General features: G+C 71.4%; 24 protein-coding genes, 1 tRNA gene and 2 pseudogenes. 8 read left to right on the top strand and 19 right to left on the bottom strand.

What is annotated here, in order from left to right:
• Positions 1-28: 28 nt before the first annotated feature.
• From ACZ7M7_RS14175 to ACZ7M7_RS14160, 4 genes are read right to left on the bottom strand one after another with little or no spacing between them, the layout of a single operon-like run.
• Positions 29-1,009 (bottom strand): alpha-ketoacid dehydrogenase subunit beta, encoded by a 981-nt coding sequence (locus ACZ7M7_RS14175; protein ID WP_383600322.1) that lies wholly within the window; start codon positions 1,007-1,009, stop codon positions 29-31.
• Positions 997-1,974, bottom strand: coding sequence for a thiamine pyrophosphate-dependent dehydrogenase E1 component subunit alpha (locus ACZ7M7_RS14170; RefSeq protein WP_472116114.1), 978 nt, complete (start codon positions 1,972-1,974; stop codon positions 997-999). The genes ACZ7M7_RS14175 and ACZ7M7_RS14170 overlap by 13 nt, the downstream gene beginning before the upstream one ends.
• A complete protein-coding gene (locus ACZ7M7_RS14165; RefSeq protein WP_472116111.1) occupies positions 1,974-3,350 on the bottom strand; it encodes a M24 family metallopeptidase in 1,377 nt (458 codons plus the stop codon). The genes ACZ7M7_RS14170 and ACZ7M7_RS14165 overlap by 1 nt, the downstream gene beginning before the upstream one ends.
• Positions 3,351-3,402: 52 nt before the next feature.
• Entirely contained in the window at positions 3,403-4,044 is a 642-nt protein-coding gene (locus ACZ7M7_RS14160; RefSeq protein WP_383600331.1) for a helix-turn-helix domain-containing protein, read from the bottom strand.
• 255 nt (positions 4,045-4,299) lie between these two features.
• Here ACZ7M7_RS14160 and ACZ7M7_RS14155 point away from each other — a divergent pair.
• From ACZ7M7_RS14155 to rox, 7 genes and pseudogenes are all read left to right on the top strand, one after another.
• Positions 4,300-4,614: pseudogene (locus tag ACZ7M7_RS14155) on the top strand (response regulator transcription factor); the annotation flags it as partial.
• A 123-nt stretch (positions 4,615-4,737) separates the two neighbouring features.
• Positions 4,738-5,583: a hypothetical protein gene (locus ACZ7M7_RS14150; RefSeq protein ID WP_472116108.1), complete on the top strand. Its 846-nt coding sequence runs from the start codon at positions 4,738-4,740 to the stop codon at positions 5,581-5,583.
• 176 nt (positions 5,584-5,759) lie between these two features.
• Positions 5,760-6,569 (top strand): SAM-dependent methyltransferase, encoded by an 810-nt coding sequence (locus ACZ7M7_RS14145; protein ID WP_472116106.1) that lies wholly within the window; start codon positions 5,760-5,762, stop codon positions 6,567-6,569.
• Positions 6,570-6,647: 78 nt separating this feature from the next.
• On the top strand, positions 6,648-8,051 hold the full coding sequence (locus tag ACZ7M7_RS14140; protein WP_472116103.1) for a type I glutamate--ammonia ligase: 1,404 nt from the start codon (positions 6,648-6,650) through the stop codon (positions 8,049-8,051).
• Between the two features lies 1 nt (position 8,052).
• Entirely contained in the window at positions 8,053-9,225 is a 1,173-nt protein-coding gene (locus tag ACZ7M7_RS14135; protein WP_472116100.1) for an amidohydrolase family protein, read from the top strand.
• A 42-nt stretch (positions 9,226-9,267) separates the two neighbouring features.
• Positions 9,268-9,795 (top strand): NUDIX hydrolase family protein, encoded by a 528-nt coding sequence (locus ACZ7M7_RS14130; protein WP_383601182.1) that lies wholly within the window; start codon positions 9,268-9,270, stop codon positions 9,793-9,795.
• Between the two features lie 178 nt (positions 9,796-9,973).
• Entirely contained in the window at positions 9,974-11,398 is a 1,425-nt protein-coding gene (gene rox / locus ACZ7M7_RS14125) for a rifampin monooxygenase (protein WP_472116097.1), read from the top strand.
• A 75-nt stretch (positions 11,399-11,473) separates the two neighbouring features.
• Here the strand turns inward: rox and ACZ7M7_RS14120 are convergent.
• The 9 genes and pseudogenes from ACZ7M7_RS14120 to tdh all read right to left on the bottom strand — a co-directional run bounded on the left by ACZ7M7_RS14120 (position 11,474) and on the right by tdh (position 18,296).
• Positions 11,474-11,547 (bottom strand) — tRNA-Pro (locus ACZ7M7_RS14120).
• 99 nt (positions 11,548-11,646) lie between these two features.
• Positions 11,647-12,962 (bottom strand): annotated as a pseudogene (locus tag ACZ7M7_RS14115) (MFS transporter).
• Positions 12,931-13,290: an MmcQ/YjbR family DNA-binding protein gene (locus ACZ7M7_RS14110; protein WP_383600350.1), complete on the bottom strand. Its 360-nt coding sequence runs from the start codon at positions 13,288-13,290 to the stop codon at positions 12,931-12,933. The pseudogene ACZ7M7_RS14115 and the gene ACZ7M7_RS14110 overlap by 32 nt, the downstream one beginning before the upstream one ends.
• Positions 13,291-13,361: 71 nt before the next feature.
• A complete protein-coding gene (locus ACZ7M7_RS14105) occupies positions 13,362-13,844 on the bottom strand; it encodes a DUF1877 family protein (protein WP_472116094.1) in 483 nt (160 codons plus the stop codon).
• A 106-nt stretch (positions 13,845-13,950) separates the two neighbouring features.
• Positions 13,951-14,463, bottom strand: coding sequence for a GNAT family N-acetyltransferase (locus ACZ7M7_RS14100; protein WP_472116091.1), 513 nt, complete (start codon positions 14,461-14,463; stop codon positions 13,951-13,953).
• Positions 14,460-15,047 (bottom strand): helix-turn-helix domain-containing protein, encoded by a 588-nt coding sequence (locus ACZ7M7_RS14095; RefSeq protein ID WP_472116087.1) that lies wholly within the window; start codon positions 15,045-15,047, stop codon positions 14,460-14,462. The genes ACZ7M7_RS14100 and ACZ7M7_RS14095 overlap by 4 nt, the downstream gene beginning before the upstream one ends.
• Positions 15,048-15,093: 46 nt before the next feature.
• Complete coding sequence (locus ACZ7M7_RS14090; RefSeq protein ID WP_369274779.1) at positions 15,094-15,996, bottom strand: LysR family transcriptional regulator; 903 nt, start codon at positions 15,994-15,996, stop codon at positions 15,094-15,096.
• Positions 15,997-16,033: 37 nt separating this feature from the next.
• Positions 16,034-17,227 carry a glycine C-acetyltransferase gene (locus ACZ7M7_RS14085; protein ID WP_383600364.1) on the bottom strand — a complete coding sequence of 398 codons (1,194 nt, stop codon included), beginning with the start codon at positions 17,225-17,227 and terminating at the stop codon, positions 16,034-16,036.
• Positions 17,228-17,267: 40 nt separating this feature from the next.
• Positions 17,268-18,296 carry an L-threonine 3-dehydrogenase gene (tdh, locus tag ACZ7M7_RS14080; RefSeq protein WP_472116084.1) on the bottom strand — a complete coding sequence of 343 codons (1,029 nt, stop codon included), beginning with the start codon at positions 18,294-18,296 and terminating at the stop codon, positions 17,268-17,270.
• A 273-nt stretch (positions 18,297-18,569) separates the two neighbouring features.
• Here tdh and ACZ7M7_RS14075 point away from each other — a divergent pair, with 273 nt between their 5' ends.
• A complete protein-coding gene (locus ACZ7M7_RS14075; protein WP_472116081.1) occupies positions 18,570-19,187 on the top strand; it encodes a GOLPH3/VPS74 family protein in 618 nt (205 codons plus the stop codon).
• A 24-nt stretch (positions 19,188-19,211) separates the two neighbouring features.
• Here ACZ7M7_RS14075 and ACZ7M7_RS14070 read toward each other — a convergent pair whose 3' ends face one another.
• The 6 genes from ACZ7M7_RS14070 to ACZ7M7_RS14045 form a co-directional block, all read right to left on the bottom strand.
• The gene (locus ACZ7M7_RS14070; protein ID WP_472116078.1) at positions 19,212-19,790 is read right to left on the bottom strand and encodes a GAF domain-containing protein; all 579 of its coding nucleotides are present in this window, start codon (positions 19,788-19,790) and stop codon (positions 19,212-19,214) included.
• Positions 19,791-19,851: 61 nt separating this feature from the next.
• On the bottom strand, positions 19,852-20,451 hold the full coding sequence (locus ACZ7M7_RS14065; RefSeq protein WP_383600375.1) for a GTP-binding protein: 600 nt from the start codon (positions 20,449-20,451) through the stop codon (positions 19,852-19,854).
• Positions 20,429-20,800 (bottom strand): DUF742 domain-containing protein, encoded by a 372-nt coding sequence (locus tag ACZ7M7_RS14060; RefSeq protein ID WP_328430358.1) that lies wholly within the window; start codon positions 20,798-20,800, stop codon positions 20,429-20,431. The genes ACZ7M7_RS14065 and ACZ7M7_RS14060 overlap by 23 nt, the downstream gene beginning before the upstream one ends.
• Before the next feature lie 2 nt (positions 20,801-20,802).
• A complete protein-coding gene (locus ACZ7M7_RS14055; RefSeq protein ID WP_328877892.1) occupies positions 20,803-21,237 on the bottom strand; it encodes a roadblock/LC7 domain-containing protein in 435 nt (144 codons plus the stop codon).
• Positions 21,238-21,329: 92 nt separating this feature from the next.
• On the bottom strand, positions 21,330-23,525 hold the full coding sequence (locus ACZ7M7_RS14050) for a sensor histidine kinase (protein WP_472116075.1): 2,196 nt from the start codon (positions 23,523-23,525) through the stop codon (positions 21,330-21,332).
• 1,010 nt (positions 23,526-24,535) lie between these two features.
• Complete coding sequence (locus ACZ7M7_RS14045; RefSeq protein ID WP_383600383.1) at positions 24,536-25,711, bottom strand: MBL fold metallo-hydrolase; 1,176 nt, start codon at positions 25,709-25,711, stop codon at positions 24,536-24,538.
• Positions 25,712-25,942 lie beyond the last annotated feature (231 nt).

Here is a 25,942-nt window from a genome sequence, read left to right as displayed (position 1 = left end):
CTCCCATGCGGTGTTTCGGACGGGACGTTCAATAGGCGGTGAGGGTCCTCACGGCCGTGACGACCTTGTCGACGGTGGGGATCACCCGTTCCTCCAGCGCGTCGGCGAACGGCAGCGGTACGCACTCCCCCGCCACCCGCCTGACCGGCGCGTCCAGCAGGCCGAACCCCTCGTCCGCGACGACGGAGACGACCGTCGCGCCCCAGCCGCCCTGGTACGGGTTCTCCTCGACGGTGACGAGCCGCGAGGTCCGCCCGAGCGACGCGAGCACGGTGCTCATGTCCAGCGGCACCAGACAGCGCAGGTCGACGACCTCCGCCTCGATGCCCTCACCGGACAGCAGGTCGGCGGCCTGCAGCGCCAGCGGCACCATCGAGGCGAGGGCGACGAGGGTGACGTCGGCGCCCTCGCGGACGACTGCGGCCCGGCCCAGCTCGACGACATGGTCCGGCGGTGCGGGCGCGCCCTTGGAGGCGAGCAGCGCCTTGTGCTCGAAGAAGACGACCGGGTCGTCGCTGCGGATCGCCGCGGCCATCATGCCGATCACGTCGGCGGGAGTCGCCGGTGCGGCGATCTTCAGGCCGGGCACGGTGAGCGCCCAGTTCTCGGTCGCCTGGGAGTGCTGCGCGCCGAAGCCGAGCCCGCCGCCGTTGGCGGTGCGCACCACGAGCGGGACGGTGACCTGGCCGCCCGTCATGTACCGCACCTTGGGGATCTCGTTGGCGAGATAGTCCCAGCAGCAGGCCAGGAAGTCGGAGAACATGATCTCGGCGACGGGCCGCATCCCGGTCATCGCGGCGCCCATGGCGGCCCCCACGATGGCCTGTTCGGAGATCGGCGTGTCCCAGATGCGCTCGGGCCCGAACTCCTTGAACAGCCCGACGGTCGTCTTGAACACCCCGCCCGCCTCACCGATGTCCTCACCCAGGCACACGACGGACGGATCGCGCCGCATCTCCCGCGCGATGCCCTCGGCGACCGCCTCCCGATAACTGATCACGTCCGCCACGCCGCGCCTCCGTCCGCCCAAACGTCGGTGAGCGCCTCGTCCGGATCGGGAGCAGGTGCCGCCTTCGCGGCCTCGACCGCCTTCTGGACGAGGGAGGTTGCCCGGTCGTCCGCCTCGCCGATCACCGCCTCCGGCACCCCCATCTCGACGAGCCTGCCCCGCGCCAGGTCCAACGGGTCGTGCTTCAGCCAGCGTTCGACCTCCTCGGCCGGGCGGTAGGTGGCCGGATCGGAGCGGCTGTGCCCGAAGTGGCGGTAGGTCAGCGCCTCCAGCAGCGCGGGCCCGTCTCCTGCCCGGGCCCGAGCCGCGAACCGGGCCACCGCCTCCTCGACCGCGAGGACGTCGTTGCCGTCCACCACCTCGCCCGGGATGTCGTAGGCGGGCGCCCGGTCGGCGGCCGGACGAGGCACCGCCGTGACGTCGGCGATCGGCGTGTACTCCATGTAGAGGTTGTTCTCGCAGACGAACAGCACGGGCAGCTTCCATACGGCGGCCAGGTTGAGTGCCTCGTGGAAGGCGCCGATGTTGGTGGCGCCGTCGCCGAAGAAGGCGACCGCGATCTGGTCGGTGCCGCGCAGCCGGGCCGACCAGGCGGCGCCGGCCGCCATCGGAAGGTGGGAGCCGACGATGGCGTACGAGCCGAGCATGCCGGTGGCCGCCTTGGTCAGGTGCATGGAGCCGCCCTTGGCCCCGCACAACCCCGTGGCCCGACTCATGAGTTCGGCGAGGCACTCCTCGGGGGTGGCGCCGCGTGCCAGCGCGTGATGGTGTCCCCGGTAGGTGGCGAAGACGTAGTCGTCGGGGCGCAGGGCGGCACTCGCGCCGACGGCGATGGCCTCGTGTCCGGCCGCGAGGTGAGTGGTGCCCTTGACGAGACCCTGCAGGAAGAGGTCGTGGGCGGCCTTCTCCGTACGGCGGATGACGGTCATCTGCTCGTAGGCGGCGAGGAGTTCGGCCGGTTCCATCAGCGGGACCCCTCGTCACGGGAGGTGCTGCGGGAGGGGTTCAGGGGTGTGCTGCGGGACGTGTTGAGGTGGGACTGCGACTCGCGCCGGGTGTTCAGCTCGCCGCCGACCGTCCAGTACTTGCGGCCCGCCACGAGCAGTTCCTCCGCCGGGAACTTGGTGATGACCTCGCAACCGTCGGCGGTGACGACGACTTCCTCCTCGATGCGGGCGGCGGACCAGCCGTCGGCGGCGGGCCAGTAGGTCTCCAGCGCGAACACCATGCCCTCTTCCAGGACCTCGGGGTGGTCGAGGGAGACCAGCCGGCTGAAGATCGGCTTCTCCCAGATCGACAGGCCGACGCCGTGGCCGTACTGGAGGGCGAACGCGGCGGTCTCGTCGGCGAAGCCGAACTCCTCGGCGCGCGGCCAGACCTGCACGATGTCGGCGGTGGTGGCGCCCGGGCGGACGAGGTCGATGGCCTGGTCCATGTACTCGCGGCAGCGGACGTAGGCGTCGCGCTGGGCGCGGGAGGCGCTGCCGACGGCGAAGGTGCGGTAGTAGCAGGTGCGGTAGCCGAGGTGGCTGTGCAGGATGTCGAAGAAGGCGGGGTCGCCGGGACGGATCAGACGGTCGCTGTAGACGTGCGGATGGGGTGAACAACGCTCGCCGGAGATCGCGTTGACGCCCTCGACGTATTCGCTGCCGAGGTCGTACAGCACCTTGCTGACCACCCCGACACACTCGTTCTCGCGCACGCCGGGACGCAGATAGCCGTACAGCTCCTCGTACGCGGCGTCGACCATCGCGCAGGCCTGGGTGAGCAGGGAGATCTCGTCCGGTGTCTTGATGCGGCGGGCCTCCAGGAAGACCTGCTGTCCGTCGACGACCTCGATGCCCTCGGCGCGCAGGGCGGTGAGGACCGGCATCTCGACGACGTCGATGCCGAGCGGCTCGTCGGCCAGGCCGTGTGCGCGCAGTTCGGTGACGATCTTCGCGGCGACGTCCGCGGCGATCCCGGCCTGCGGGTGGAAGGCGCCGCGCAGTGTGGAGATCCCGGCGCGGGCGCCGGTGGGCGGGCCGTCTTCCTTGCCGTCGCTGTAGTCGAGCCACGGGTTGTACAGCTGGTGGTGGCGGGCCGCGGAGCCGAAGTCCCAGACGATCGGCTCGCCGCCGCGCACCAGCAGGGCGAAGCGGATCAGCTTGTCCATCGCCCAGGTGCCGATGTGCGTGGCCGTCATGTAGCGGATGTTGGCGAAGTCGAAGCTGAGCACCGCGCCGAGATCGGAGCGGTTCAGGGTCTCGTTGAGACGGGCCAGCCGCTGTTTGCGCAGCCGGTCCAGGTCGACGCGCTCTTCCCAGTCGACGGCATTGGGTCCGAAAGTGCGGATCGCCATGGCGACCACCCCCGCTTGGGAGTCAACGACTGTACGCGGTGAGTGTCAAGTCTCACTGAACAACACTGGACACGAACCAGATGCCTGTAGCCGGTACGTCACCATCATTGCGGTAGCGGTGCGGGGTCGTCGACTCGAAGCAGACGGAGTCGCCGGGACGCAGCGTGTACTCGTCGAAGCCGAGGGTGAGGATCAGCTCGCCCGAGGTCAGGCAGCCGTATTCGGTGCCGGTGTGGCGCATGAGGCCACCGGAGCTGGAGGAGGCCCCGCCGGGCCGGTACGTCACGAGCAGGAAGTCGACGTCGGTGCCGGGAACGTGGCCGAGACGCTCCCACACCACACCCGAGTCCAGCTCCAGCACTTCCCGCTCCTCCGGCGTGACCAGCGGGCCGATGCGGCGACCGGGGTCGGCGGCGAAAGCGGCGAGGGCGTGCAGGACGGTGCCGGGGGCTGCCGCCGCCAGGGAGGCCGTTGCAGCTTCGCCCGCCTCGAAGAGGACCTCGATGGAGATGCCGAGGGCTGTGGTGATGGCGTAGAGGGTGCTGACCGAGGGCTGGCTCTTGCCGTTCTCGATCTGCGAGATGAGGCTCGCCGATACGCCGACCTCCCGGGCGAGCGCCCGCAGGCTCGTCCCGCGCGCCAGGCGGGCCTGCCGGATGCGGGTGCCTACCGGCGGGACGGCGGCGGAGGGCATGGGTGGCTCCTCTCGGCGGGACAGGACGGACTGTTCGCTCCCATTGAACAGCGAGCGGAGCACGCGCGGTACTGCAACGACGAGGCCGAAGCCACGGCCGTGGGCGGCCGCCGGCAGCTGGACGCCGCCTCGGCCGTCGTCCGCGACCGACACCTCCAGACGCCCGGCGTCGTCGCTCAGGCGGACCTCGATGTGCGCGGCGTCGGCCGCGTGCCGGCGCGTTCGATGCCGGCCAGGACGGGGTCGAGTTCCTGCGCTGGGTCCGCGCCATCGCTGGTCTCGCCGTCGGTCCCCGTCCGCCTGCTGAGTCACGTCACCGCCCCGCAGGCCGTCGCCGTTGCCCCGGTCCGGCCGGCGCCGCCCACGGAGCCCCTCACTGACCGCGAACTCGACGTGGTCCGCCGGGTCGCCCTCGGTCGTACGAACGCCGAGATCGCCGCCGAGCTGTACGTCTCCCTGTCCACGGTCAAGACGCATCTGTCCAGCGTCCAGCTGAAACTGTCCGCCCGGAACCGCGTCGAGATCGCGGCGTGGGCCTGGCAGCACGGATACGGGCAGCCGGGCGGCTGAGGCGTCGGCGCGGCGTCGGCGCGCTCCCCGGGGGTGGTCACTCGAACGGGCCGGTGCCGGTGGTGGGCCGTTGGTTCCGGTGGTGCGCTGAGGGCACTCGTCACGTTCTCAGGAGGCACCTCGATGACCCGTCGTACGTCCCGACTCGTCCGCGTCCTCTCCTCGGCCCTGGCGGCAGGCACGCTGTTGGCCACCGCCGCCTGCTCGGACGACGGCGACAAAGACGGCTCGCGGGCCTCCGGCGTCACCGCGTCCCCGGCCGCCAGGAAGCAGCCGACCGGCTCCCCCACCACGACCGGCTCTCCCACCGGGGCCACCCTCACCGAGTCCGGCGCACAGACCGCGCTGATCACCGAGGCGGACATCGAGGACGACTGGACCCAGGTCAAGGACACCGAGGCCGAGAACTGGCACGACAGCCTGCTCATCGGCACCGTGGACGTCTCGGACTTCCTCACCGCCAAGGCCGACGCCGCCGACTGCCAGCGGCTCATGGACTCGCTCTACGACGACGACCTGCTGGGCAAGCCGTCGGGAGCGAACGCGCTGCGCGGCTTCACGCAGGACGACTCGCGGCTGCTCTACCAGGTCGCGGCCTACGACCGCAGCGATCCGCAGGACTCCCTGAACTGGATGGCGAAGCTGCCCGACGAGTGCGACCAGTTCACGATGACCGAGAACGGCGAGGAGCGCACCGTCCAGGTCATCGAGACCTCGCTGCCCGACGTGGGCGACGCCCACGAGGGCCTGCGTGTGACGGTGCAGGGCACGACCGGCGGCGAGCAGGCCACGCTCACCCTCGACGTCGCCGCCGTACGTGTGGGCAACGACGCGATCACCGTCACGGCGGGCGGCCTCGACGGGGACGAGCACGACTCCGTGGAGCAGGCGGTCAAGCTCGGTACCCAGCGCCTCCAGGACGTCCTGGCCGGGAAGTCGCCCGCCTCGACGCCCAGCGAGATCGAGTAGCACGGCCGGGCGGTTCCCTCTCCCTCTCGCCCTCCCGCCGCACTCCGAGCCGGCGCCGTCCAACAGCCTCCAACAGCCCTCCCGGCTCTGCCGATTCCCGGGACAGCGTGATCAACGGAGCGGCACAATGGCGGCGATGGCCGGTTTCGGTCGTTCGTGCGAGGAGAGGACGAGTCGTGAGTGATGGCCACACCCCGTCGGGCGGGTCGGCGAAGCTGAACACCGGTGTGGCGCACAACGCGCGCGTGTGGAACTACTGGATCGGCGGCAAGGACAACTACGAGGTCGACCAGCAGGTCGGCGAGCATGTCGCGGGGATGTTCCCGATCATCCGGGACATCGCCCGCGCCGACCGCGACTTCCTCGGCCGGGCGGTGCGTTGCGTGGCCGAGGAGCAGGGCGTGCGGCAGTTCCTCGACATCGGCACCGGACTGCCGACGGCGGACAACACCCATGAGATCGCCCAGCGCGTCGCCCCCGACTCACGGATCGTGTACGTCGACAACGACCCGATCGTGCTCGTGCACGCCCGCACGCTGCTGACCGGCACCCACGAGGGCGTCACCGCCTACATCGACGCCGATGTGCACGACCCCGACGCCATCGTCGAACGCGCCGCGCAGACCCTGGACTTCACGAAGCCGGTCGCGGTGATGATGCTGGGCATCCTCAACTTCGTCCTGGACTACGACGAGGCCCGCGAGATCGTGCGGCGCGTCCTGGCCGCGGTTCCCTCCGGCAGCCACCTGGTCCTGACGCACCCGACGTTCGACTCCGAGCTGGGCGGCGAGGGCCAGATCCCGGCGATGAAGTTCTGGAACGAGAACGCCACGCCGCCGATCACGGCCCGCAGCGGCACGGACATCGCGGCCTTCTTCGAGGGCCTGGAGCTGCTGGAGCCGGGCATGGTGTCCTGCTCGCAGTGGCGCGCCCCCGACTCTCCCGTTGCGGTACCGCAGTACGGCGCGGTCGCCGTGAAACCCTGACGCCCAGCAGGGACCACACGTGCCGGCCCGGACCGGCAGGGACCGGAACCCACCGGCCGAGCTCGTCGAGGAGACCGTATGACCACCCTTGCCGATCCCGTCCCGGGCGGGCGTCCCGGTGACGTCGAGCGGGCGGGCGCGCTGAGCGGCGAGTTGTCCGGGCGGGGCGTGCACGGGATCGTCCTGGCCTACGTCGACACGGCGGGCATCGCCCGGGTGAAGACGATCCCGACGGCGAAGCTCGCCTCCGCGGCGGCCTGGGGCATCGGGATGTCCCCGGTGTTCGACACCTTCCTTGCGGGCGACTCCATCGTCACCACGGATGTCCTCGGCTCCCCGGACGGCGACCTGCGCCTCTACCCCGACCTCGACCTCCTGGTGGAGCTGTCCGCGCAGCCCGGCTGGGCGTGGGCGCCGGTCGACCGGATCACCCAGGAGGGCGAGCGGCATCCCGGGTGCAGCCGTACGTTCCTGCGGCGGACGGTCCTTGAGGCGGCCGAGCGGCACGACGTCACCTTCAAGGCGAGCATCGAGATCGAGTGGGCCGTCGCCCAACCCCCTGGTCCCGAGGGTGAGTTCGTGCCGGCGGTCGCAGGGCCGGCATACGGCGCCGCCCGCCAGGTCGAGTTGAGCGACTGCGCCGCCGAGCTGCTGGCGGCGCTCGCGCGGCAGGGGGTGGAGGTCGACCAGTTCCATCCGGAGTACGCGGCCGGGCAGTTCGAGCTGTCGGTGGCCGCGCTCGATCCGGTGGCGGCGGCCGACCGCAGCGTGCTGGTGCGGCAGACGATCCGGGCGGTGGCGCAGCGCCACGGGCTCGCGGTGTCCTTCGCCCCGGCGGTCCTCGGTCAGGGCGTCGGCAACGGCGGCCATGTCCACCTCTCCGCCTGGCGCGAGGGAGTCAATCTGCACGCGGGCGGTGACCGCCGGCACGGCATGCGGGCCGAGGCCGAGTCCTTCGCGGCCGGCATCCTCGCCCACCTCCCCGCCCTCACGGCCGTGACCGCGCCGAGCCCGGCGAGCCATCTGCGGCTCAGACCCTCGCAGTGGGCAGGGGTGTTCACCGCATGGGGCCGGGAGACACGGGAGGCCGGGCTGCGTGTCGTCACGGGTACGGCAGGCCATCGCGCCGAGGCGGCCAACCTGGAGGTCAAACCGGTGGACCTGGCCGCCAACCCGTACCTCGCCCTCGGCTGCCTGATCGCCGCCGGGCTGGACGGACTGGTGTCGGGCGCGCGGCTGCCGGAGGAGATCACCGGCGATCCGGCGCACCTCGACGCGCGGGCCGCGGCGTCCCGAGGCGTCCGCCGGCTGCCGACCTCGCTCGCCGAGGCCGTGGAGGAGTTCCGTGCGAACGAGCCGCTGCGTGCCGCGCTGGGCCCCGTCCTCGCCGACGCCGTGATCGCCGTACGGCAGGGCGAGGCCGACGCCGTCGCCGGGCTGGACGACGATCAGGTCGCGGCGGCGTACCGCTGGAAGTACTGACGTGGGCGCCACCGGGCCGGTCCACGAGGCGCTCGCGGCGCTGCCGCTGGTGGACCACCACTGCCACGGGGTCGTCACCTCCGACCTGGGCAGGGACGGCTTCGAGTCGCTGCTCACCGAGGGCGAGCCCTGGACCGGCATCTCGTCCTTCGACACCCCGGTCGGCGTGGCCGTACGCCGCCACTGCGCACCCCTGCTGGATCTGCCGCGGCACGCCCCCGCCGACGCGTATCTGGCCCGCCGTGCGGAGCTGGGCCGGCGCGAGGTGGACCGCCGGCTGCTCGCCGCCGCCGGAACGGAGGTGTTCTGCGTGGACACCGGCTACACCCCACAGCGCCTCACGACACCCCAGGAGCTGGCGGAGACCGCCGATGCGACCGCGTACGAGGTCGTACGGCTGGAGGCGGTCGCCGAGGCACTGGCGGCACAGGGGGTCGAACCGGACGCGTACGCCGCCGCCTTCCGCACGGCCGCCGAGGAGGCCGTGCGGCGTGCGGGCGTGGTGGCCGTGAAGTCGGTGGCCGCCTACCGGACCGGCTTCGACCTGAACCCGGCGCGCCCCTCGGACGCGCTGGTCACCGCGGCGGCCCGGCAGTGGCTGGCGAACGGCGGCCCCCTGACCGACCCGGTCCTGGTACGTCATCTCCTGTGGACGGCGGTCGATCTGGGGCTTCCCCTCCAACTCCACACCGGGTTCGGCGACAGCGACATCCGACTGCACCGCGTGGACCCGACCCACCTGACGGACTGGCTGCACCTCATCAAGGGCACGATTCCGGTGCTGCTCCTGCACTGCTGGCCCTATCAGCGCCAGGCCGCCTATCTGGCGGCGGTCTTCGAGGAGGTGTATCTCGACGTCGGCCTCACCCTGCACCACGTCGGCCCCGCCCGGTCCCGGGCGATCCTGGCGGAGGCGATGGAGATCACTCCGTTCCGCAAGCTGCTGTACGCCTCCGACGCGTATGGTCTGGCGGAGTTCTACCAGCTCGGCGCACTGGCGTTCCGCCGCGGCCTGGGCGAACTGCTCCAGGACCGGGTGGACGCCGACGAACTGGATCTGCCTGACGCGCTGCGGATCGCGGCGTGGGCGGCCGGCGACAACGCCCGCCGTCTCTACGGACTTCCCGCCCCCGAACCCGACTCCGCCCTCGAGCCCCGCCCGCCTCGCGACTGAGCGTTCGCAATTCCCGGAAAGTATGATCAAGCAATGTCTGACATGACCGAGACCACGCCCGGCTGGCTGTCCTCCGACGAACTGGAGATGGCACGCGCGCGCATGCCGATCCTGTACGTCGAGGCCGTGCCGGTGCGGGTCGACGACAGCGGCGAGGTCACCAGCATCGGCCTGCTGCTGCGCATCGGACCGGACGGAACGGTCAGCCGGACCCTGGTCTCCGGCCGTGTGCTGCACCACGAGCGCGTCCGCGACGCCCTCCTGCGGCACCTGGAGAAGGACCTCGGCCCGGTGGCGCTCCCCCGGGTCCCGACGTCCCTCCAGCCCTTCACCGTCGCGGAGTACTTCCCGACGCAGGGCATCACGGCGTACCACGACCCGCGCCAGCACGCGGTCTCGCTCGCCTACGTCGTCCCGGTCACCGGCGACTGCCGACCCCGCCAGGACGCCCTCGACCTGGTCTGGTTCAGCCCGCAGGAGGCCCTGTCCCCGGCGGTGCAGAGCGAGATGCCGGGCGGCCACGGGGTGCTGCTGAAGCAGGCGCTGGCGCACGTGGGCTGCGTGATCTGACCGCCGGCGGGCCACGAGAACCGGGCTACGAGGACCGGGCGACAAAAGACGAAGGGCAAGGAGGTCACTCACTCCTTGCCACTCTCAACGTATAGCGCACTGGGGGTCTTGCGACAAGGCCCCCTTCGTACCGCAGAATCTCCGGCCGAAGCCAGTACCTGCGGAAATGAGTGTTGTGATGATCGACGTGATCATTGTGGGCGGCGGACCGACCGGCATGATGCTGGCCGGCGAGCTGCGGCTGCACGACGTGCATGTGCGCGTGCTGGAGAAGGAACCGGAGCCGACCAAGGTGGTCCGCTCGCTCGGCCTGCACATGCGCAGCATCGAGGTGATGGACCAGCGGGGTCTGCTGGAGCGGTTCCTCGCGCACGGTAAGCAGTACCAGGTCGGCGGCTTCTTCGCCGGCATCGACAAGCCCTGGCCCGACCGGCTGGACACCGCACATCCCTACACCCTCGGCATCCCCCAGACCCTCACCGACCGCCTGCTCGCCGAGCACGCCACCGAGGCCGGCGCCGAGATCCGGCGCGGCTGCGAGCTGGTCGGTCTGAGCCAGGACGACGACGGGGTGACCGCCGAGCTGGCTGACGGCACACGGCTGCGCTCGCGCTACCTCGTCGGCTGCGACGGCGGCCGCAGCACGGTGCGCAAGCTGCTCGGCGTCGGCTTCCCCGGCGAGCCCGCCACGGTGGAGACGCTGCTGGGCGAGATGGAGGTGGCCGTACCCCAGGAAACGCTGGTCGCCGCGATGACCGAAGTCCGCAAGACCCAGAAGCGGTTCGGCTTCATGTCTCTCGGAGACGGGGTGTACCGCGTCGTCGTGCCTGCCGAGGGGCTGACCGAGGACCGCGCCGTCCCGCCGGCCTTCGAGGAGGTCCGGCAGCAGCTGCGGGCGACCGCCGGCACCGACTTCGGCGTCCACTCACCTCGCTGGCTGTCCCGCTTCGGCGACGCCACCCGGCAGGCCGAGCGCTACCGGTCCGGCCGGGTGCTGCTGGCCGGCGACGCGGCGCACATCCACCCGCCGACCGGCGGCCAGGGGCTCAACCTCGGCATCCAGGACGCGTTCAACCTGGGCTGGAAACTGGCCGCCGAGCTGGGCGGCCGGGCACCGGACGGGCTGCTGGACAGCTACGAGAGCGAACGGCACCCGGTGGCGGCCGACGTGCTGGACAACACCCGCGCGCAGATGTACCTGATGGCCACCGAACCGGGTCCGCAGTCGGTGCGTCGGCTGGTGTCGCAACTGATGGACTTCGAGGACGTGAACCGCTACCTGATCGAGAAGATCACCGCCATCGGGGTCCACTACGACTTCGGCGAGGGCCACGAACTGCTCGGCCGACGGCTGCGGGACGTGAAGCTGAAGCAGGGCCGCCTCTACGAGCTGATGCGCGGCGGCCGCGGACTGCTGCTCGACGGGACGGGCCGGCTCTCGGTGGCGGGCTGGTCGGACCGGGTCGACCATGTCGTCGACGCGAGCGAGGAACTGGACGTGCCCGCGGTGCTGCTGCGGCCGGACGGTCATGTGGCCTGGGCCGGCGAGGATCAGCAGGAGCTGCTCGGCCATCTGCCGCGGTGGTTCGGAGCCGCCGGCTGAGTATCCGGTCGGCACCGGGAACCCAAGCGAAAAAGGGCCCTCACAGGCTCTCGCCTGCGAAGACCCTTCGCACCGTCGGGACGACAGGATTTGAACCTGCGACCCCTTGACCCCCAGTCAAGTGCGCTACCAAGCTGCGCCACGTCCCGGTGCCGTCTGACCTGGGGTTTCCCCCGGCCGAACGCGCATGGAAACAATACCGCACTCGGGTCGGTGGTCGCGCACTCGTTTCCGCGTGCCCGGCCGCTTCAGGTCCGCTCGGGGCACATGCCCTCGCCTGCCGCGGCCGGAGACGGGGCCGGTCCCAGTGTCGTCGGGGTGTCGGCCCGCACCAGGTCCCGGATCGGACGCACCGAGAGCAGCGCAGCCACGACGACGAGGCTCATGCCTGCGGCGACCAGGAGCACGTGGTCCGTGCCCATGGCCGCCGCGGCCGGGCCCGCGAGCGCCTGGCCGACCGGCATCATCGCCAGGGAGCCCGCCACGTCGTACGCGTGGATGCGGTTGAGGACATCGGCCGGGACCTGCGTCTGGACGCTGGTCGCCCACATCACGCTCCAGAAGGCCATGCCCGCCCCGGCGACAGCGGCTCCGGCCGCCATGGCCAAAACGTCGAGGCCGGCGCCGACCGTCATGGGGAAGCCCGCGAAGGCGAAGAGCGCGATCGCGCCGGCGCGGAGCATGCGGCGCGAGCGCAGCCGCAGCGCCAGCAGACCGCCCACGACGGTGCCCGCGCCGAGCGCGGAGTTGATCAGGCCGTACGCGCGCGGTCCGTGCTGCTGGACCACCTCCGTCGCCACGAGCGGGACGGTCGGGCCCCACACGGCAATCATGTAGACGCACCAGATGGCTATGACGCCCCAGAGCCAGGTGCGAGCCCTGAACTCCCGCCAGCCTTCCGCCAGATCGGCCCGGAAGGCCCTGGTCCCGCGGACCGCGCGGTCGCCGGGCGGGGGGACCGGTGGGGGCAGGCGGAGCAGCAGGAGGCACAGGGCGCTCACCGCGTAGGTGGTCGCGTGTGCCGCGAACACGCCGCCGGGTGACGCGAATCCGACGAGCACTCCGGCGAGGGCCGGGCCCGCGAGTTGGGCCACGGCCTCGGCGACGCGTATGGCGCCGTTCGCGCCCTGGACGTCGGCGGCGAGCCGGGGCACCGTGCCGGCGACGCCGGGCTGGAACACGGCGCCCGCCGCACCGTTGACGAAGCCGATCGCGCAGATCTGCCACAGCAGACATGCCCGGAGAAGAAGAGCACGGCGGCCAGGGACTGGGTGCCGAGGCGGACCAGGTCGGCGCCGATCATCAGCTTGCGCGTGCTGAAGCGGTCCGCGATGACCCCGCCGAAGACGATGAGCCCGGCGAAGGCGGCGGACGTCGCGGCCAGGGCGAGGCCGACGGCTCCGGCGCCGTACCCGTGCTGCAGCAGGCCCGTGGCGAGGGCCACCGGCAGCATGGTGTCGCCGAGTTGGGCGACGGCCCGGGCAACGAAGAACAGGCCGAAGTCACGCGACCACACCGGGTGTGATCCGGTCTCACTCACGCGTCGGCAGCCCCACCTCCGGATGCGCCTCCAGCAGGCTCGACGGTGCTGCCTGGCGCCAGGAGTCGGCGAGGATGTCGCGCAGTTCGTCCTCGTCTTCCAGGGCGGAGAGCCAAGCCCTCACCCAGGCGAACTGCGCCTCGTGGTCGGCGATCCAGAACTTGTCCGGCTCGGCCAGCACCAGTTCGTCGCGCTCCTCCTTGGGACAGCGCACGGCGATGGAGGTCTCGTCCTCGGGCAGCGTGGCGAACATCTTGCCCGCGACCCGGAACGTGGGCATGCTCCAGGCGATCTTCTCCGTCGTATCCGGCAGGGACAGGGCGATACGGCGTACGTCTTCGGCATCCGGCATGACAGGCACGGTAGCGGCTGCCACTGACAACCACCTGGTGAGCGGGGTCGGCCCGACGTATGGGAGGCCCTCTAGAAGCTGAAGGTCATGAACGCTCCGAGGCCGCGGTCGGCCGCCGCGCCGAAGAACTCGACGAGCTCCTCGTACGCCCCCTCCAGCCACTCCAGCTCCCCCTCGGGGTCGAACCGCCACATGTTGGGGTACACATCCTTCTCCCCCATCCGCTCCGCGTCGTAGTGGGCCGCCAGCCGCTCCCACGGGGTCGCCCGCAGCTCCCGGGCCACGCTGTCGATCTGTTCCGCGGCCCACCCGAAGAGGGTGCCGTCGTCCCGGATCTGGAAACCGTCCATGACGAACTCGAGTGATATCTCGGCCTCGTCGAACAGGAACTGAAGGCCGCCGAACGCCTTGTCCGGGCCGCCGTAGGGACGGTCCGGCATCGGGTAGTCCTTGCCGTACAGCTCGGAGAGGTGGTCATCGGCCCAATTCGGGTCCTTCTCCGCCCTGTCCAGCTCCTCCGCGGTCGCACCGACGAACGAAATGGTCACGCCCATGACTGCCAATCCCCCTGTGTGTACTGCCTCTTCGACCGCCGGGTCGAAGTCTTGGTCGATCAACGTCGGAGAGTGTTCCACGCGGCACTGACAAGGGGCCGATCGGTCACAGGCGCTTGAAGTAGATCGTCGTCGGCCGTAGCGCTCCGTCCGGGTTCGCCGCGTAGTCCGGGATCACCCCGGCCCGGGTCCAGCCGGCCGCCCCGTACAGCCGCTCGGCGAAGCTGTCGGTCTCGGTGTCGAGGTGGAGGAGGGTGACTCCGGCCCGGATCGCCGCCTCTTCCGCGGTCGTCAGGAGTCTGCGGCCGAGGCCTTGTCCCCGCGTGTCCCGGTGCACCATCAGCTTGACCAGCTCGGCCCGGTGGCGGCTGTTCGGCTTGGCGGGGAAGTCCAGGCTGACCGTGCCCACGGTTCGCTCGCCCTCGCGCGCCACCCACACCGCCCACTGCCCGGTGGCCACGGCCGCCGCGCGCTCCTGCCACCAGGCCATGGCCGCCGTACGGTCAAGTGGGGCCAGGAACCCGACGGATGCCCCGTCCTCCACGGTGTCCACCAGCAGGGCGGCCAAGTCCGCCGCCTGGCCCAGCAGTTGGTCTTCGTCCAGGCGCGTCACGATCACGGCAGCACCACCGCCAGCACATACCGCACCGCTCCGGGCCCTGCGCACCGGAAGCGCGTGGGACCCCACACCCGCATCCGCAGGCAGTCCCCCGCGCCGAGATGGTGCTCGGCCTCCTGAACCGTCACGTCGAGCGCCCCCTCCAGCACCCAGATGTGCTGCTCCAGTCCCGGCACGGGTGGCCGGTCGTACACGATGTCGGCGCCCTCGGTGAGCCGCCCCTCGACGATTTCCGCGCGCAGCCCGGCGTGCGGCGGTGACACGGACCGTCGTACGAACCCGGAGGAACGGTCTTCCCACACCGGCTGCTCGGCCGCCCGCACCAGCAGCGCGGGCTCGGACTCGACCTCGCTGAGCAACTGGGACATGGTCCGGCCGTGGACGTGGCACAGGCGGTTCAGCAGCGAGGCGGTGGGGCTGATCTCCGCCCGCTCGGCGCGGGACAGGGTCGAGCGGCTGATGCCGCTGCGCTCCGCCAACTCGCCGAGGGACCAGCCACGTTCGGCCCGCAGCTCGGCCAGGCGGGCACCGAGGCGGGCGTCGACCGTGTCCGGAGTTTCGGCATCACCTTCGGCTTGTTTCATATCCGGGACGCTATCCCAGATATGAAACACCGGTGTTACGGGAGCCTCACTCCCCCGCCACCTCGCCCAGCGCGTCCAGCACCGGCCGGATCAACGGGTGCTCCTCCGCGCCCCGGCGCACTGCCGCGAACACCCGGCGAGTGGGGGCCACCCCGTCCACGGGCCGTACGACGACCCCCGCGAGGTCCATGCCGCGCAGCGCCGAGCGCGGCACGAGCGCCACGCCCGCGTCGGCCGACGCCAGGGCGACGACCGCGCGGAAGTCGTCCGAGGAGTGTTCGAGGCGGGGCTGGAAGCCGGCGTTCTCGCAGGCCAGGACAACCACGTCGTGGCAGGGGTTGCCGGGGTACTGACCGATCCACGAGTCCTTCGCCAGTTCCGCGAGCGGGACCTCGGCCGCGTCCGCCAACCGGTGGCTCACGGGGACGACCGCGTCGAAGGGCTCGGCGTACAGCGGTACGTGCGCGAGGCGGGGGTCGTCGGCGGGCGGCGCCCCCCGGTACTCGACGGCCACCGCGATGTCGACCTGCCGGTCCAGCACCATCGGCAGGCTGGCGTCGCCCTCGGCGTCCTGGACGCGGATGCGGATACCGGGGGCGGTTCCGGCGAGACGGGCCACCGCGGGCGCGACGACCAGGGCGATGCCGGTCGCGAAGGAGGCGACCGTGACCGTGCCGGCCGCGCCCGAGCTGTACGCCGCGAGCTCGGCCTCCGCGCGCTCCAGCTGGGCGAGGACGGCGTTGGTGTGGCTGAGCAGGATCTCACCGGCCGGGGTCAGCCGTACGCCCTTCGCGCCGCGCTCCACCAGACGGTGCCCCGTCTCCTGCTCCAGGGCCGCGAGCTGCTGGGAGACCGCGGAGGGCGTGAGATACAGCGCGGCGGCAGCCGCCGTCACGGTGCGGTGGTCGGCCACCGCACGGAGGATGTGGAGCCGCCGCGCTTCGATCATGAGATCGATTATCGCAAGGTCCGGCGTGGGCCGGACGTCAGCCTTCCAGTTCGGCGCGGGCCGAGACGAAGGCGTCCACGGCACGGTTGACGTCGTCCGTCGAGTGCGCGGCGGACAGCTGGACGCGGATGCGGGCCTGGCCCTGGGGCACGACCGGGTACGAGAAACCGATCACGTACACGCCGCGCTCCAGCAGCAGCTCCGCCAGCCGGCCGGCCTTGGACGCGTCGCCGATCATCACGGGCGCGATGGCGTGGTCGCCGGGGAGGATCTCGAAACCCTCCTCCGTCATCCGGCGGCGGAACAGCTCCGTGTTCTCGGTGAGCCGGACCCGCAGGTCGTCCGCGGACTCCAGCAGGTCGAGGACCTTCAGGGAGGCGGCCGCGATCACCGGGGCCAGGGTGTTGGAGAAGAGGTACGGCCGGGAGCGCTGGCGCAGCAGGGCGACGATCTCGGCACGGGCCGCGACGTAGCCGCCGGACGCCCCGCCGAGGGCCTTGCCGAGGGTGCCGGTGATGATGTCGACGCGGTCCATGACGCCGTGCAGCTCGGGGGTGCCGCGGCCGCCGGGGCCGACGAAGCCGACGGCGTGCGAGTCGTCGACCATGACCATGGCGTCGTAGCGGTCGGCGAGGTCGCAGATCTCGCGCAGCGGGGCCACGTAGCCGTCCATGGAGAAGACGCCGTCGGTGACGATCAGCCGGCGCCGCGCGTCCGACGCGTCCTTCAACTGCCGCTCGAGGTCGGCCAGATCACGGTTGGCGTACCGGAAGCGGCGGGCCTTGGACAGCCGGATTCCGTCGATGATCGACGCGTGGTTGAGAGCGTCGGAGATCACCGCGTCCTCAGGGCCGAGGATCGTCTCGAAGACGCCGCCGTTGGCGTCGAAGCAGGAGGAGTACAGGATGGTGTCCTCCTGGCCGAGGAACGCGGAGAGCCTGGCCTCCAGTTCCTTGTGCACCTCCTGCGTGCCGCAGATGAAGCGCACCGAGGCCATGCCGTAGCCCCAGCGGTCGAGGGCCTCGTGGGCGGCGGCGATCACCTCGGGGTGGTCGGCGAGGCCGAGGTAGTTGTTGGCGCAGAAGTTGAGGACCTCGCCGGGACGGCCGCCCGCGGCGACGTTCACGGTCGCGGACTGCGGGGTGTCGATGACGCGCTCGGGCTTGTGCAGACCGGCGGCGCGGATCTCGTCGAGGGTGGCGCGCAGGTCGTCGCGCACGGAGTCGAACATCTCAAAGCTCCTAGAAAGGCAGATGACTTACGCGGGTGACTTACGCGGTCCAGTCGAGGATGACCTTGCCGCCACGGCCGCTCGCCGCGTCGGCGAACGCCGCCTCGAAGTCGCGGTAGCCGTACCGGCCGGTGATCACGGGGGTGAGGTCGAGGCCGCCCTCCAGGAGCACCGACATCGCGTACCAGGTCTCGAACATCTCACGGCCGTAGATGCCCTTGATGGTGATCATCGAGGTGACGATCCGGGCCCAGTCGACCGGGAACTCCTGCGCCGGCAGGCCGAGCATGGCGATCCGGCCGCCGTGCGTCATGTTGGCGATCATGTCGCGCATGGCCTCGGGGCGGCCGGACATCTCGAGGCCGATGTCGAAGCCTTCGCGCAGCCCGAGTTCGCGCTGGCCGTCGGCGATGCTCGCCTCGGACACGTTCAGCGCGAGGCTCGCGCCCACCTTGCGGGCCAGCTCGAGCCGTTCCTCGCTCACGTCGGTGATCACGACGTTGCGGGCGCCCGCGTGCCGGGCGACGGCCGCCGCCATCAGACCGATGGGGCCCGCGCCGGTGATCAGGACGTCCTCGCCGACCAGCGGGAACGACAGCGCGGTGTGCACCGCGTTGCCGAACGGGTCGAAGATCGCGGCCACGTCGAGGTCGACGGGCGCACGGTGCACCCACACGTTGGCGGCGGGCAGGGCGACGTATTCGGCGAAGGCGCCGTCGCGTCCGACGCCGAGGCCTATGGTGGCCCGGCACAGATGACGGCGGCCTGCCAGACAGTTGCGGCACTTGCCGCACACCAGATGGCCCTCACCGCTGACCCGGTCGCCGGCGGCGATGTCGGTGACGTCACGCCCGGTCTCGACGACCTCGCCGACGAACTCGTGCCCGAGCACGAGCGGGGTGCGGATCGCCTGCTGCGCCCAGCCGTCCCAGGACCGGATGTGCAGGTCGGTTCCGCAGATGCCGGTGCGCAGCACCTTGATCAGTACGTCGCCCGGTCCGACGGCCGGCTCCGGGACGTCCGCGAGCCACAGCCCGGGCTCCGCCTTCTCCTTGACCAGCGCCTTCACGCAACGGCTCCTGACGGTGAGTCCCGGCCTCGGGCATGCCGAAGGCGCCCGCGGCCGGGGAGGGGGGTGGAATCGCCTAGCAATCTGCCGTACGGCGGCGCCGCGGTCCATCGAGGATTTCTTAAGCAGCGCCACAGCTTTCCTTCACGCCCTCCACTCGCGCCCCCTCACACCCTCCGGGCGGCGACAATCGAGGTAGAGCCCCCGGGACCGCCGTCGCGGCCGGTCCCGGTGCTCCCGCCCCGTACTCGGCCGACTGACCTGGAGTCGCTCATGAACACCGCACGTGACCTCGCGATCGTCGCGCTGGACATGGCACCCGACCGCCCCGTGGGGCAGGGCGAACTGTCGCTCGCGCTCGCGGCGGCCGAAGTTTTCGACCTCATCGAGGCCGGGGCCCTCGTCCTCGACGACGAACGCATCACGCCGAGCGCACAGGCTCCGACGGGCGACCGGCTGCTGGACGAGGCCGCCTCGTCACTCGTACGGCAGGAGCCCTACGAGTCGGTCGAGGACTGGCTGTGGCGCCGGGGGCGCGGACTGTCCTCGGCCTATGTCGCGGATCTGGAGAGCATGGGGCTCACGGCCCGGCCGCGGGCCCACCGGATCTCGCTGCGGGCCGGGCGGTCGGTGCCGGTCGACTCGACGGCCCGGCAGCAGGCCGAGGAGCGCTGGGCGTCGGGCGAGCCCGTCCTCGCGGCCCTGGCTGCCGCCGCCGGGTTGCGCGACATGACCGACGACTCCCCTGACGACCTCACCGACGACCTCACCGACGACACGGTCACGACCGTCCTCGCCGCCGTCGGCAACGCGGTCGTGGAGCTGGAGGCCGTAAGGCAACGGCGGGCGATCGAGGACGCCGCGTTCGACAACGTGTGGCGCGGTTTCTAGCCGCCGCTCCCGGACCCGGAGCAGTCACAGCAGGGGGAGCCCGTCGGCCTCCCGCCGCTCCAGCCGGATGACGAGGTCCGCCGCCGACGCCTTGATGGTCTCCAGTCCGGCTCTCCCCCACGGCCGCGGCTCCACGTCCACGACGCACACAGTGCCGATCACCATCCCCGTGCTGTCGATGAGCGGTGCGCCCAGATAGGAGCGGATGCCGAACTCGTCCACGATCGGGTTCCCGGCGAACCGCGGATAGTCGCGGACGTCCTCCAGGACCAGCGCCTTGCGTCGGACGACCACATGGGGGCAGAACCCATGGTCGCGCTCCATATGACGGCCCAGCTGGGGCTTGCTGTCGTCGGCGCGGGCGAGGTTCACGGCAGGCCGCACATGCAGGCCGGCGAAGAACTGACGGTTCTCGCCGATGAAGTTGACCATGGCGTACGGCGCCCCGGTGTGCTCGGCCAGATGGTCCGCGAAGACGTCAAGGGCCGGGTCGGGGTGTTCCCCCAGGCCCATGCGAAGCAACCGCTGCGCACGGGCAGGGGCCTCCTTGTCCTCGGGGGTGAGCAGCAGGCGAGCGACCGGATGGGGTGGGCCGTGGCTCATGGGCGGATTCCGTCGCTGTGGGCGTACGTCATATGCGGCTCCGTGCTGGTGTGTGCGTCTGTCACATGTGGGCGCCGTGGCTCGGCGCGGGTGCCGGCGCGTGAGCGATGAGGTGCCGGACCAGGGTCAGCAGGGTCTGAACACCTGAGCTGGAGATCCGGGCGTCGCAACGGACGACGGGGACCTGCGGGTCGAGGTCGATCGCGGCTCGGACCTCCTCCGGGTCGTACCGGAAGCCCCCGTCGAACTCGTTGATCGCCACGATGAATCCGAGGCCCCGCTGTTCGAAGAAGTCGACGGCGGCAAAGCATTCCTCCAGTCGCCGGGTGTCGGCGAGGATGACCGCGCCGAGCGCACCCTCGGAGAGTTCGTCCCACATGAACCAGAAACGCTCCTGTCCGGGCGTGCCGAACAGGTACAGGACGTGTTCCGGATCGAGTGTGATGCGGCCGAAGTCCATGGCCACCGTCGTCTCGACCTTGTTCTCGATCCCTTCGAGGCTGTCGGTCGCGGCGCTGACCGTGGTGAGCAGCTCCTCCGTACTGAGCGGCGCGATCTCGCTCACCGCGCCGACGAAGGTCGTCTTGCCTACCCCGAACCCTCCCGCCACCAAGATCTTCAGCGCGGTGGGGAAGGGATCAGAGCTGTCGTCGTAGTCCATCGAGCACTGCCTCCAGAAGGGCCCGGTCAGTCGGGTTGTGGTGGAACTCGGGGGGCTTGGTGGTGACCGCCCCGCAGTCGACGAGGTCCGACAGCAGCACCTTGGTGACCACCGCCGGCAGCTTGAGATGGGCGGCGACCTCGGCGACCGACACCGGGCCGCGGCACAGGTCGAGCGCCTGCTCGTGCTCGGGGCCGAGGTAGCCGAGGGGGGTCGCCCCGGTGGCCATGACCTGCGACATGAGGTCGAGCGCGATGGTGGGCCGGGTACGGCCGTTGCTGACCGTGAAAGGGCGCACCAGCCGTCCGGCCGCGTCGTCGAGCCAGGGCCCATCGCCGGCCGCCGTCACGTTCAAGGCCTCAGCGCCGAGGGTTCGACGGAGTGCTGCCGGGGAGCGGTGACCAGGTAGGGGCGGACGCTCTTGACGAGCATCGCCATCTCGTAGCCGAGCACCGCCGCATCGGCCTCACGGCCGGCCAGGACGGCCAGACAGGTGCCGGAGCCGGCCGTGGTCACGAAGAGCAGGGTCGAGTCGAGTTCGACGACGACCTGGCGCACCTCTCCGCCGTCACCGAAGCGGACGCCGGCGCTCCGGCCGAGGGAGTACAGACCTGAGGCCAGGGCGGCCATGTGGTCGGCGCTGTCCGGGTCGAGGCCGTGAACCGACTTCACGAGCCCGTCGCAGGAGAGGAGGACCGCACTGGTGGTGTGCGGTACGCGCTGCACGAGGCCGCTCATCAGCCAGTCGAGATCGGACACATGGGCGGTCTGCGCTTCGCTCGCCATGATGGATCGACTCCTTGAGGTACGAAGGTCAGCGGGAGCGCTGGGGGTGGGGGTGGACTTCCAGGCGGATGTCGAACTGGTCATGAACGTGGTCATCCGGCTGGTGCGCTCCCGTCGTGCCAGGGGGTGTGGTCGGCGCCGGGCGCGGACCCGGGCTGCCTCTCGGTGGTGTGGACCGGGTCCATGGGCGATACGTCCATGGAGGGACGGGTGGTCATGGGGGTCACGTCTGTGTGCAGTCCGTCCAGGGCCGTCGGGCGCAGGAGTGGGGGCACCGGGTGCCGCGTGTCGAGGCTCGTCGACTCCAGGTGGGTCTGCACCGGGCGCACGGACTCCAGACGGGTGGGCTCGGGGGACGTGTGGCCCAGGCCTGTGGGGTCCGGGTCGCCCGACGTCGTGTCGGAGGCCTGGTGCGGGGAGGAGGTGTAGGCGGAAGTGGTCCCCTGCGTGGTGGCGGTGTGCGCCGCCTCCATGTGCGGCGACTCCACGTGTGCCGACTCCATGTGCTGCTGTGTCTCCGCGAGCCCGACACCCCGTTGGAATGCCGCCATCAGCCCCGGGTCGTGCCCGGCAAGCTGGTCGGACTCCTGACGCGGTGTGGGGCCGTCACGCAGCTGCGGGGCGATGTGTTCCTGGGCGCGGCGCCGGGGCAGTTGGGGCTTGCCCATGGTGCCGCGGACGGTGCCGGTGCGCGGGGCCAGCGGTGCGGCGGTGTTCTCCTCGACGCGGCCACGTTCGTCGGGCCTGATGCCGGGCACGGCCTCCGCGGGGTTGGCCCGCTCGTCGTGGGCGCCGCGCACGGGCAGCGGTGCCGGTCCGGTGCCGTTCGCTCCGGGGGCCGCGCCCATCCCGCCGGCCGGCGGCTGCTGCCGACGCGGCGCGCCCGTGGACGCCTCGGCCGCACCTCGGTGCCCGCCCTCCGACGCGGCCGACGCATGCTGCCCGTACTGCTGCGGTGGCACCGGCGTCTGTGGCGGACGCGGTTGCTGCGGGCGTGCCGGCGACGGGACGTGCGGCTGTACGGGCGTGCCCGCCCCCCTGTGCGGCTCCTGCGCGCCCTCCGCGCCTGCGCGAGCTCCAGGTTCCGTCCCCAACAACCCCTGCGGCACGACGAGTACGGCCTGGACTCCGCCGTAGATGTTGGTCTGCAGGCGCACATGGATGCCGTGCCGCTTGGCGAGCTGCGAGACGACGAACAGCCCGATGCGCCCGTCCGCCAGCAGGCTGGCGACGTTGACCTGGTCGGGGTCGGCGAGCAGGGCGTTCATGCGGTTCTGCTCGCCCACCGGCATGCCGAGGCCGCGGTCCTCGACCTCGACGGCCAGCCCCGAGGTCACGAGGTTGGCGCGGAGCAGCACTTGGGTGTGCGGGGCGGAGAACACCGTGGCGTTCTCGACCAGTTCGGCCAGCAGATGGATGACGTCGGCGACGGCGTGCCCGCGCAGGGTGCCGTCGATCGGAGGCACGAGCTTGACCCGCGAGTACTGCTCCACCTCGGCGATGGCGGAGCGCAGCACCTCGGTCATGGAGACCGGGTTGCTCCACTGCCGACGGGAGACGGCGCCGCCGAGCACGGCGAGGTTCTCGGCGTGACGGCGGATGCGGGTGGCGAGGTGGTCCACGTGGAAGAGGCCCTTGAGCAGATCGGGGTCCTCCATCTCGTTTTCCAGCTCGTCGAGGATGGAGATCTCGCGGTGCACGAGCGACTGAAGGCGCCGGGCGAGGTTGACGAAGACCTCGAGCTTCTGTTCGCTGCCCGCCTGGCTGGAGAGCTGGGAGGCCTGGACGACGGCGGTGACGGCCCCGTCCTGCGCGCGGGCCAGATCGGCAGCGAGCAGTTCGAAGTCGTCGGCGCCGTCGGGCGGACCGCTGCGCTGCCTGCGCTTCGGCGGCGCCTCGCCGCGCCGCAGGGTCTCGACGAGGGCCCGCAGATCGGCCTCGCCGCGTGCGCTCCTGCGGCGCAGTGCGCCCATACGGTCGCTCACGGACCTGGCGGTGCGGTTGGCGGCCACCGCGGCGATCAGGATGCCCGCCAGGGTCACCGAGACCGCGCCGGCGAGCACGCCCCACAGGGGGAGGCTCGGCCGTACTCCGGTGGACCGCACGACGAACAGCACGGCCGCGAAGGCACTGAGGGTCACCGCGACCGGCGGCAGCACGGCCAGACGCAGCAGTTGGGGCCGTATGTGGGTCTCGGGCAGCGCGGTAGCGGTGCGGACGGCCGGGCGCCCGTGCCGCCCGCCCTCACGGCGGTCAGCACGTGCGGCCGGGGCGCGGAGATGAGACATCGGGGTCCTCGTACTGGTCCGTCGGTCGGGGCCTGGGATGCGCGCGGTCTGCGCGGCCCGGGGCGTGCGCCATAGCGATGTCGGTCGGCAGAACCGACGAATTCGGCTCCGCGTCGCCCGACGGACACTGACAGTAGTCGCCTCCGCATCAAGTGCGGTGGGCAGTTGACAAAGTCCCGCAGGCAGCATCCCGCTCTGGTATGAGGCCTCGTACGACAGACCGATAACCCGCCCCACCGTTCACACACAAGCGGAAATCGAACGATCAGAGCTGGTCAGAAGTGGTCATGATCAAAGGTCGGGTTACGAGGCACTTCGCATGCCGCACGCCGCGCCGACTCCTGGTTCCCATGCCCTTGCCCACCCTGGCCGGGACGATTCAGCACCCGCACGCCCGCCCCTCCATCCCCCAAAGCGTCACGGGCCGTAACGGCGCGCACAGTCCCGTGGGCGCCCCGCCACACTCACGCACGCCCCGCGCGAACGGTCCCGCAAGGGCGCACGGAACCATTGACCGGCCACACTGTCTCGCCGGACGCCACTCCGGCACCCGGCCCTGCGGCGGGCGCAGCCCTGCGCCGGCCGCGGCATTGGGGCGGGCGCAGCATTGGGGGCCCTGTAGATGGGGCGACCGCTGCGCTGGGGCAGGCGCCGCACACGGGGCGACCTCTGCACTGGGGCAGTGGCCGCACGGGGGCGGGCCCTGTAAATGAGGCGGCCGCTGCACGGGGGCCGCTGCACTCGGACAGGCGCTGTGGATGGGGCCCGCTGCACTGGGGCCGGCGCCATTCATGGGACGGCCGCTGCACTGGGCGGGCGCTGCACTCGGGCAGGCGCAGCAAGTGGGGGCGACCGCCGCACTGGGGCAGTGGCCGCACGGGGCGGGGCCCTGTAAATGGGACGGCCGCTGCACTGGGCGGACGCTGCACTCGGGCAGGCGCAGCAAGTGGGGCGGCAGCTGCACTGGGGCAGGCACTCAATACAGCAACCGGCCCCGTACAGAACCCTCGCTAGACGACCGCCGCCCCGTCCGGCCCCGACGCGACCGGCGGCCAGGTCGGCCATCCCTCGGCGGGCGTCTCGGCCACTTCACGCCACCACGGCGTCAGGGGCGGCATCGAGGCAGGTTCGAAGGGCTCGCCGCAGCGCGGGGCCGCCATCGTGGCCCCGGCCTTGTGCGTGGCGCGCATCGTCCACTCCCCCGGCTCCGCCCACGCATGCGGCGCCAGGTTGAAGGTGCCCCAGTGGATCGGCAGCATGACGCCCGCGGTCGGGTCCCCGCCCTGAAGGTCGAGGTGGGCGCGGACGCCCTCGTCCGGCGTCATGTGGATGTCGGGCCAGAAGTCCGAGTAGGCGCCGATCTGGATCATCGTCGCGTCGAAGGGGCCGTGGTCGGCGCCGATGTCCGTGAAGCCGTCGAAGTAGCCGGTGTCCCCGCTGTGGTAGATCCGGTGCTCGTCGGAAGCGACGACCCAGGACGCCCAGAGCGTGTGCTGGGTGTTGCGCAGCCCCCGGCCGCAGAAGTGGCGGGCGGGGGTGGCCGTCAGGCTGAGGCCGCCGACCTTCGTCGTCTCGTGCCAGTCCAGCTCGCGCACCCGGTCGGCCGAGACGCCCCAGTGTTCCAGGTGGGCGCCGACGCCGAGCGGTACGGCGAAGAGCGTGTCCGTGCCGACCAGTGCCTTGATCGTGGGCAGGTCGAGGTGGTCGTAGTGGTCGTGCGAGATGACCACGACGTCGACCGGGCCGAGCTGGGCGAGCGGCAGCGGCACGGGGTGCAGCCGCTTGGGCCCGACGAAGGGGAAGGGGGAGCAGCGCTCGCCCCACACGGGGTCGAAGAGCACGCGGTGGCCGTCGATCTCCGCGAGGACGCTGGAGTGCCCCATCCAGGTCAGGCGCAGCCCGCTGACAGGCGGTTTCGCCAGGTCGGCGTAGGTGGTGGGGTGCACCGGCACGGTGCCCTTCGGGACACGGTGGGGCCGGGTGTCCCGGTCGAAGAAGACCTTGGCGAACTCCAGCATCGATCCGGAAGGTCTGGTCCGCGCGGTACCCCCGGGGTTCTGGAAGACCCCGTCCCGGAAGTGCGGTGATCTGCGGATGCGCGCCATGCGCTCACCGCTCGGGTCCACGCCGAAAGCCTCGGGCCGCAGGGCACGCAGCCCGGAGCTCGGAAGACGGAAACCGGCCACGGTACCTCCAGGTGGAGTCGGTGAGGCATTCCATTATGGTCGGCCCCTCCGACAACCCCGGACGCCCCCCGGTCCCACGCCCCCTGCCCCCCGGCCGGTGGTCCTGAATCGCCTCGGCAAGTCACCCCGCCCCTGGAGATCCAGGCCAATCATTGACATGTCCCCGCCCTCCCTCCGATACTGACCCATCGTTCAGTAGCCGCGCGCGGCACGCGGCCCTCGCTCACCCTC

The organism is Streptomyces sp. NPDC111606 (assembly GCF_055656945.1).
This window is presented reverse-complemented; position numbering and strand designations above follow the sequence as displayed.

Coding starts and splice junctions, on each gene's coding strand:
- ACZ7M7_RS14150 (WP_472116108.1), top strand. CDS start 4,738: ATGACCCGTCGTACGTCCCGACTCGTCCGCGTCCTCTCCTCGGCCCTG.
- ACZ7M7_RS14160 (WP_383600331.1), bottom strand. CDS start 4,044: ATGCCCTCCGCCGCCGTCCCGCCGGTAGGCACCCGCATCCGGCAGGCC.
- ACZ7M7_RS14165 (WP_472116111.1), bottom strand. CDS start 3,350: ATGGCGATCCGCACTTTCGGACCCAATGCCGTCGACTGGGAAGAGCGC.
- ACZ7M7_RS14070 (WP_472116078.1), bottom strand. CDS start 19,790: ATGAGCCACGGCCCACCCCATCCGGTCGCTCGCCTGCTGCTCACCCCC.
- ACZ7M7_RS14075 (WP_472116081.1), top strand. CDS start 18,570: ATGAACACCGCACGTGACCTCGCGATCGTCGCGCTGGACATGGCACCC.
- ACZ7M7_RS14170 (WP_472116114.1), bottom strand. CDS start 1,974: ATGGAACCGGCCGAACTCCTCGCCGCCTACGAGCAGATGACCGTCATC.
- ACZ7M7_RS14095 (WP_472116087.1), bottom strand. CDS start 15,047: ATGAAACAAGCCGAAGGTGATGCCGAAACTCCGGACACGGTCGACGCC.
- ACZ7M7_RS14055 (WP_328877892.1), bottom strand. CDS start 21,237: ATGGCGAGCGAAGCGCAGACCGCCCATGTGTCCGATCTCGACTGGCTG.
- ACZ7M7_RS14140 (WP_472116103.1), top strand. CDS start 6,648: ATGACCACCCTTGCCGATCCCGTCCCGGGCGGGCGTCCCGGTGACGTC.
- ACZ7M7_RS14090 (WP_369274779.1), bottom strand. CDS start 15,996: ATGATCGAAGCGCGGCGGCTCCACATCCTCCGTGCGGTGGCCGACCAC.
- ACZ7M7_RS14065 (WP_383600375.1), bottom strand. CDS start 20,451: ATGGACTACGACGACAGCTCTGATCCCTTCCCCACCGCGCTGAAGATC.
- ACZ7M7_RS14105 (WP_472116094.1), bottom strand. CDS start 13,844: ATGGGCGTGACCATTTCGTTCGTCGGTGCGACCGCGGAGGAGCTGGAC.
- ACZ7M7_RS14050 (WP_472116075.1), bottom strand. CDS start 23,525: ATGTCTCATCTCCGCGCCCCGGCCGCACGTGCTGACCGCCGTGAGGGC.
- ACZ7M7_RS14110 (WP_383600350.1), bottom strand. CDS start 13,290: ATGCCGGATGCCGAAGACGTACGCCGTATCGCCCTGTCCCTGCCGGAT.
- rox (WP_472116097.1), top strand. CDS start 9,974: ATGATCGACGTGATCATTGTGGGCGGCGGACCGACCGGCATGATGCTG.
- ACZ7M7_RS14130 (WP_383601182.1), top strand. CDS start 9,268: ATGACCGAGACCACGCCCGGCTGGCTGTCCTCCGACGAACTGGAGATG.
- ACZ7M7_RS14085 (WP_383600364.1), bottom strand. CDS start 17,227: ATGTTCGACTCCGTGCGCGACGACCTGCGCGCCACCCTCGACGAGATC.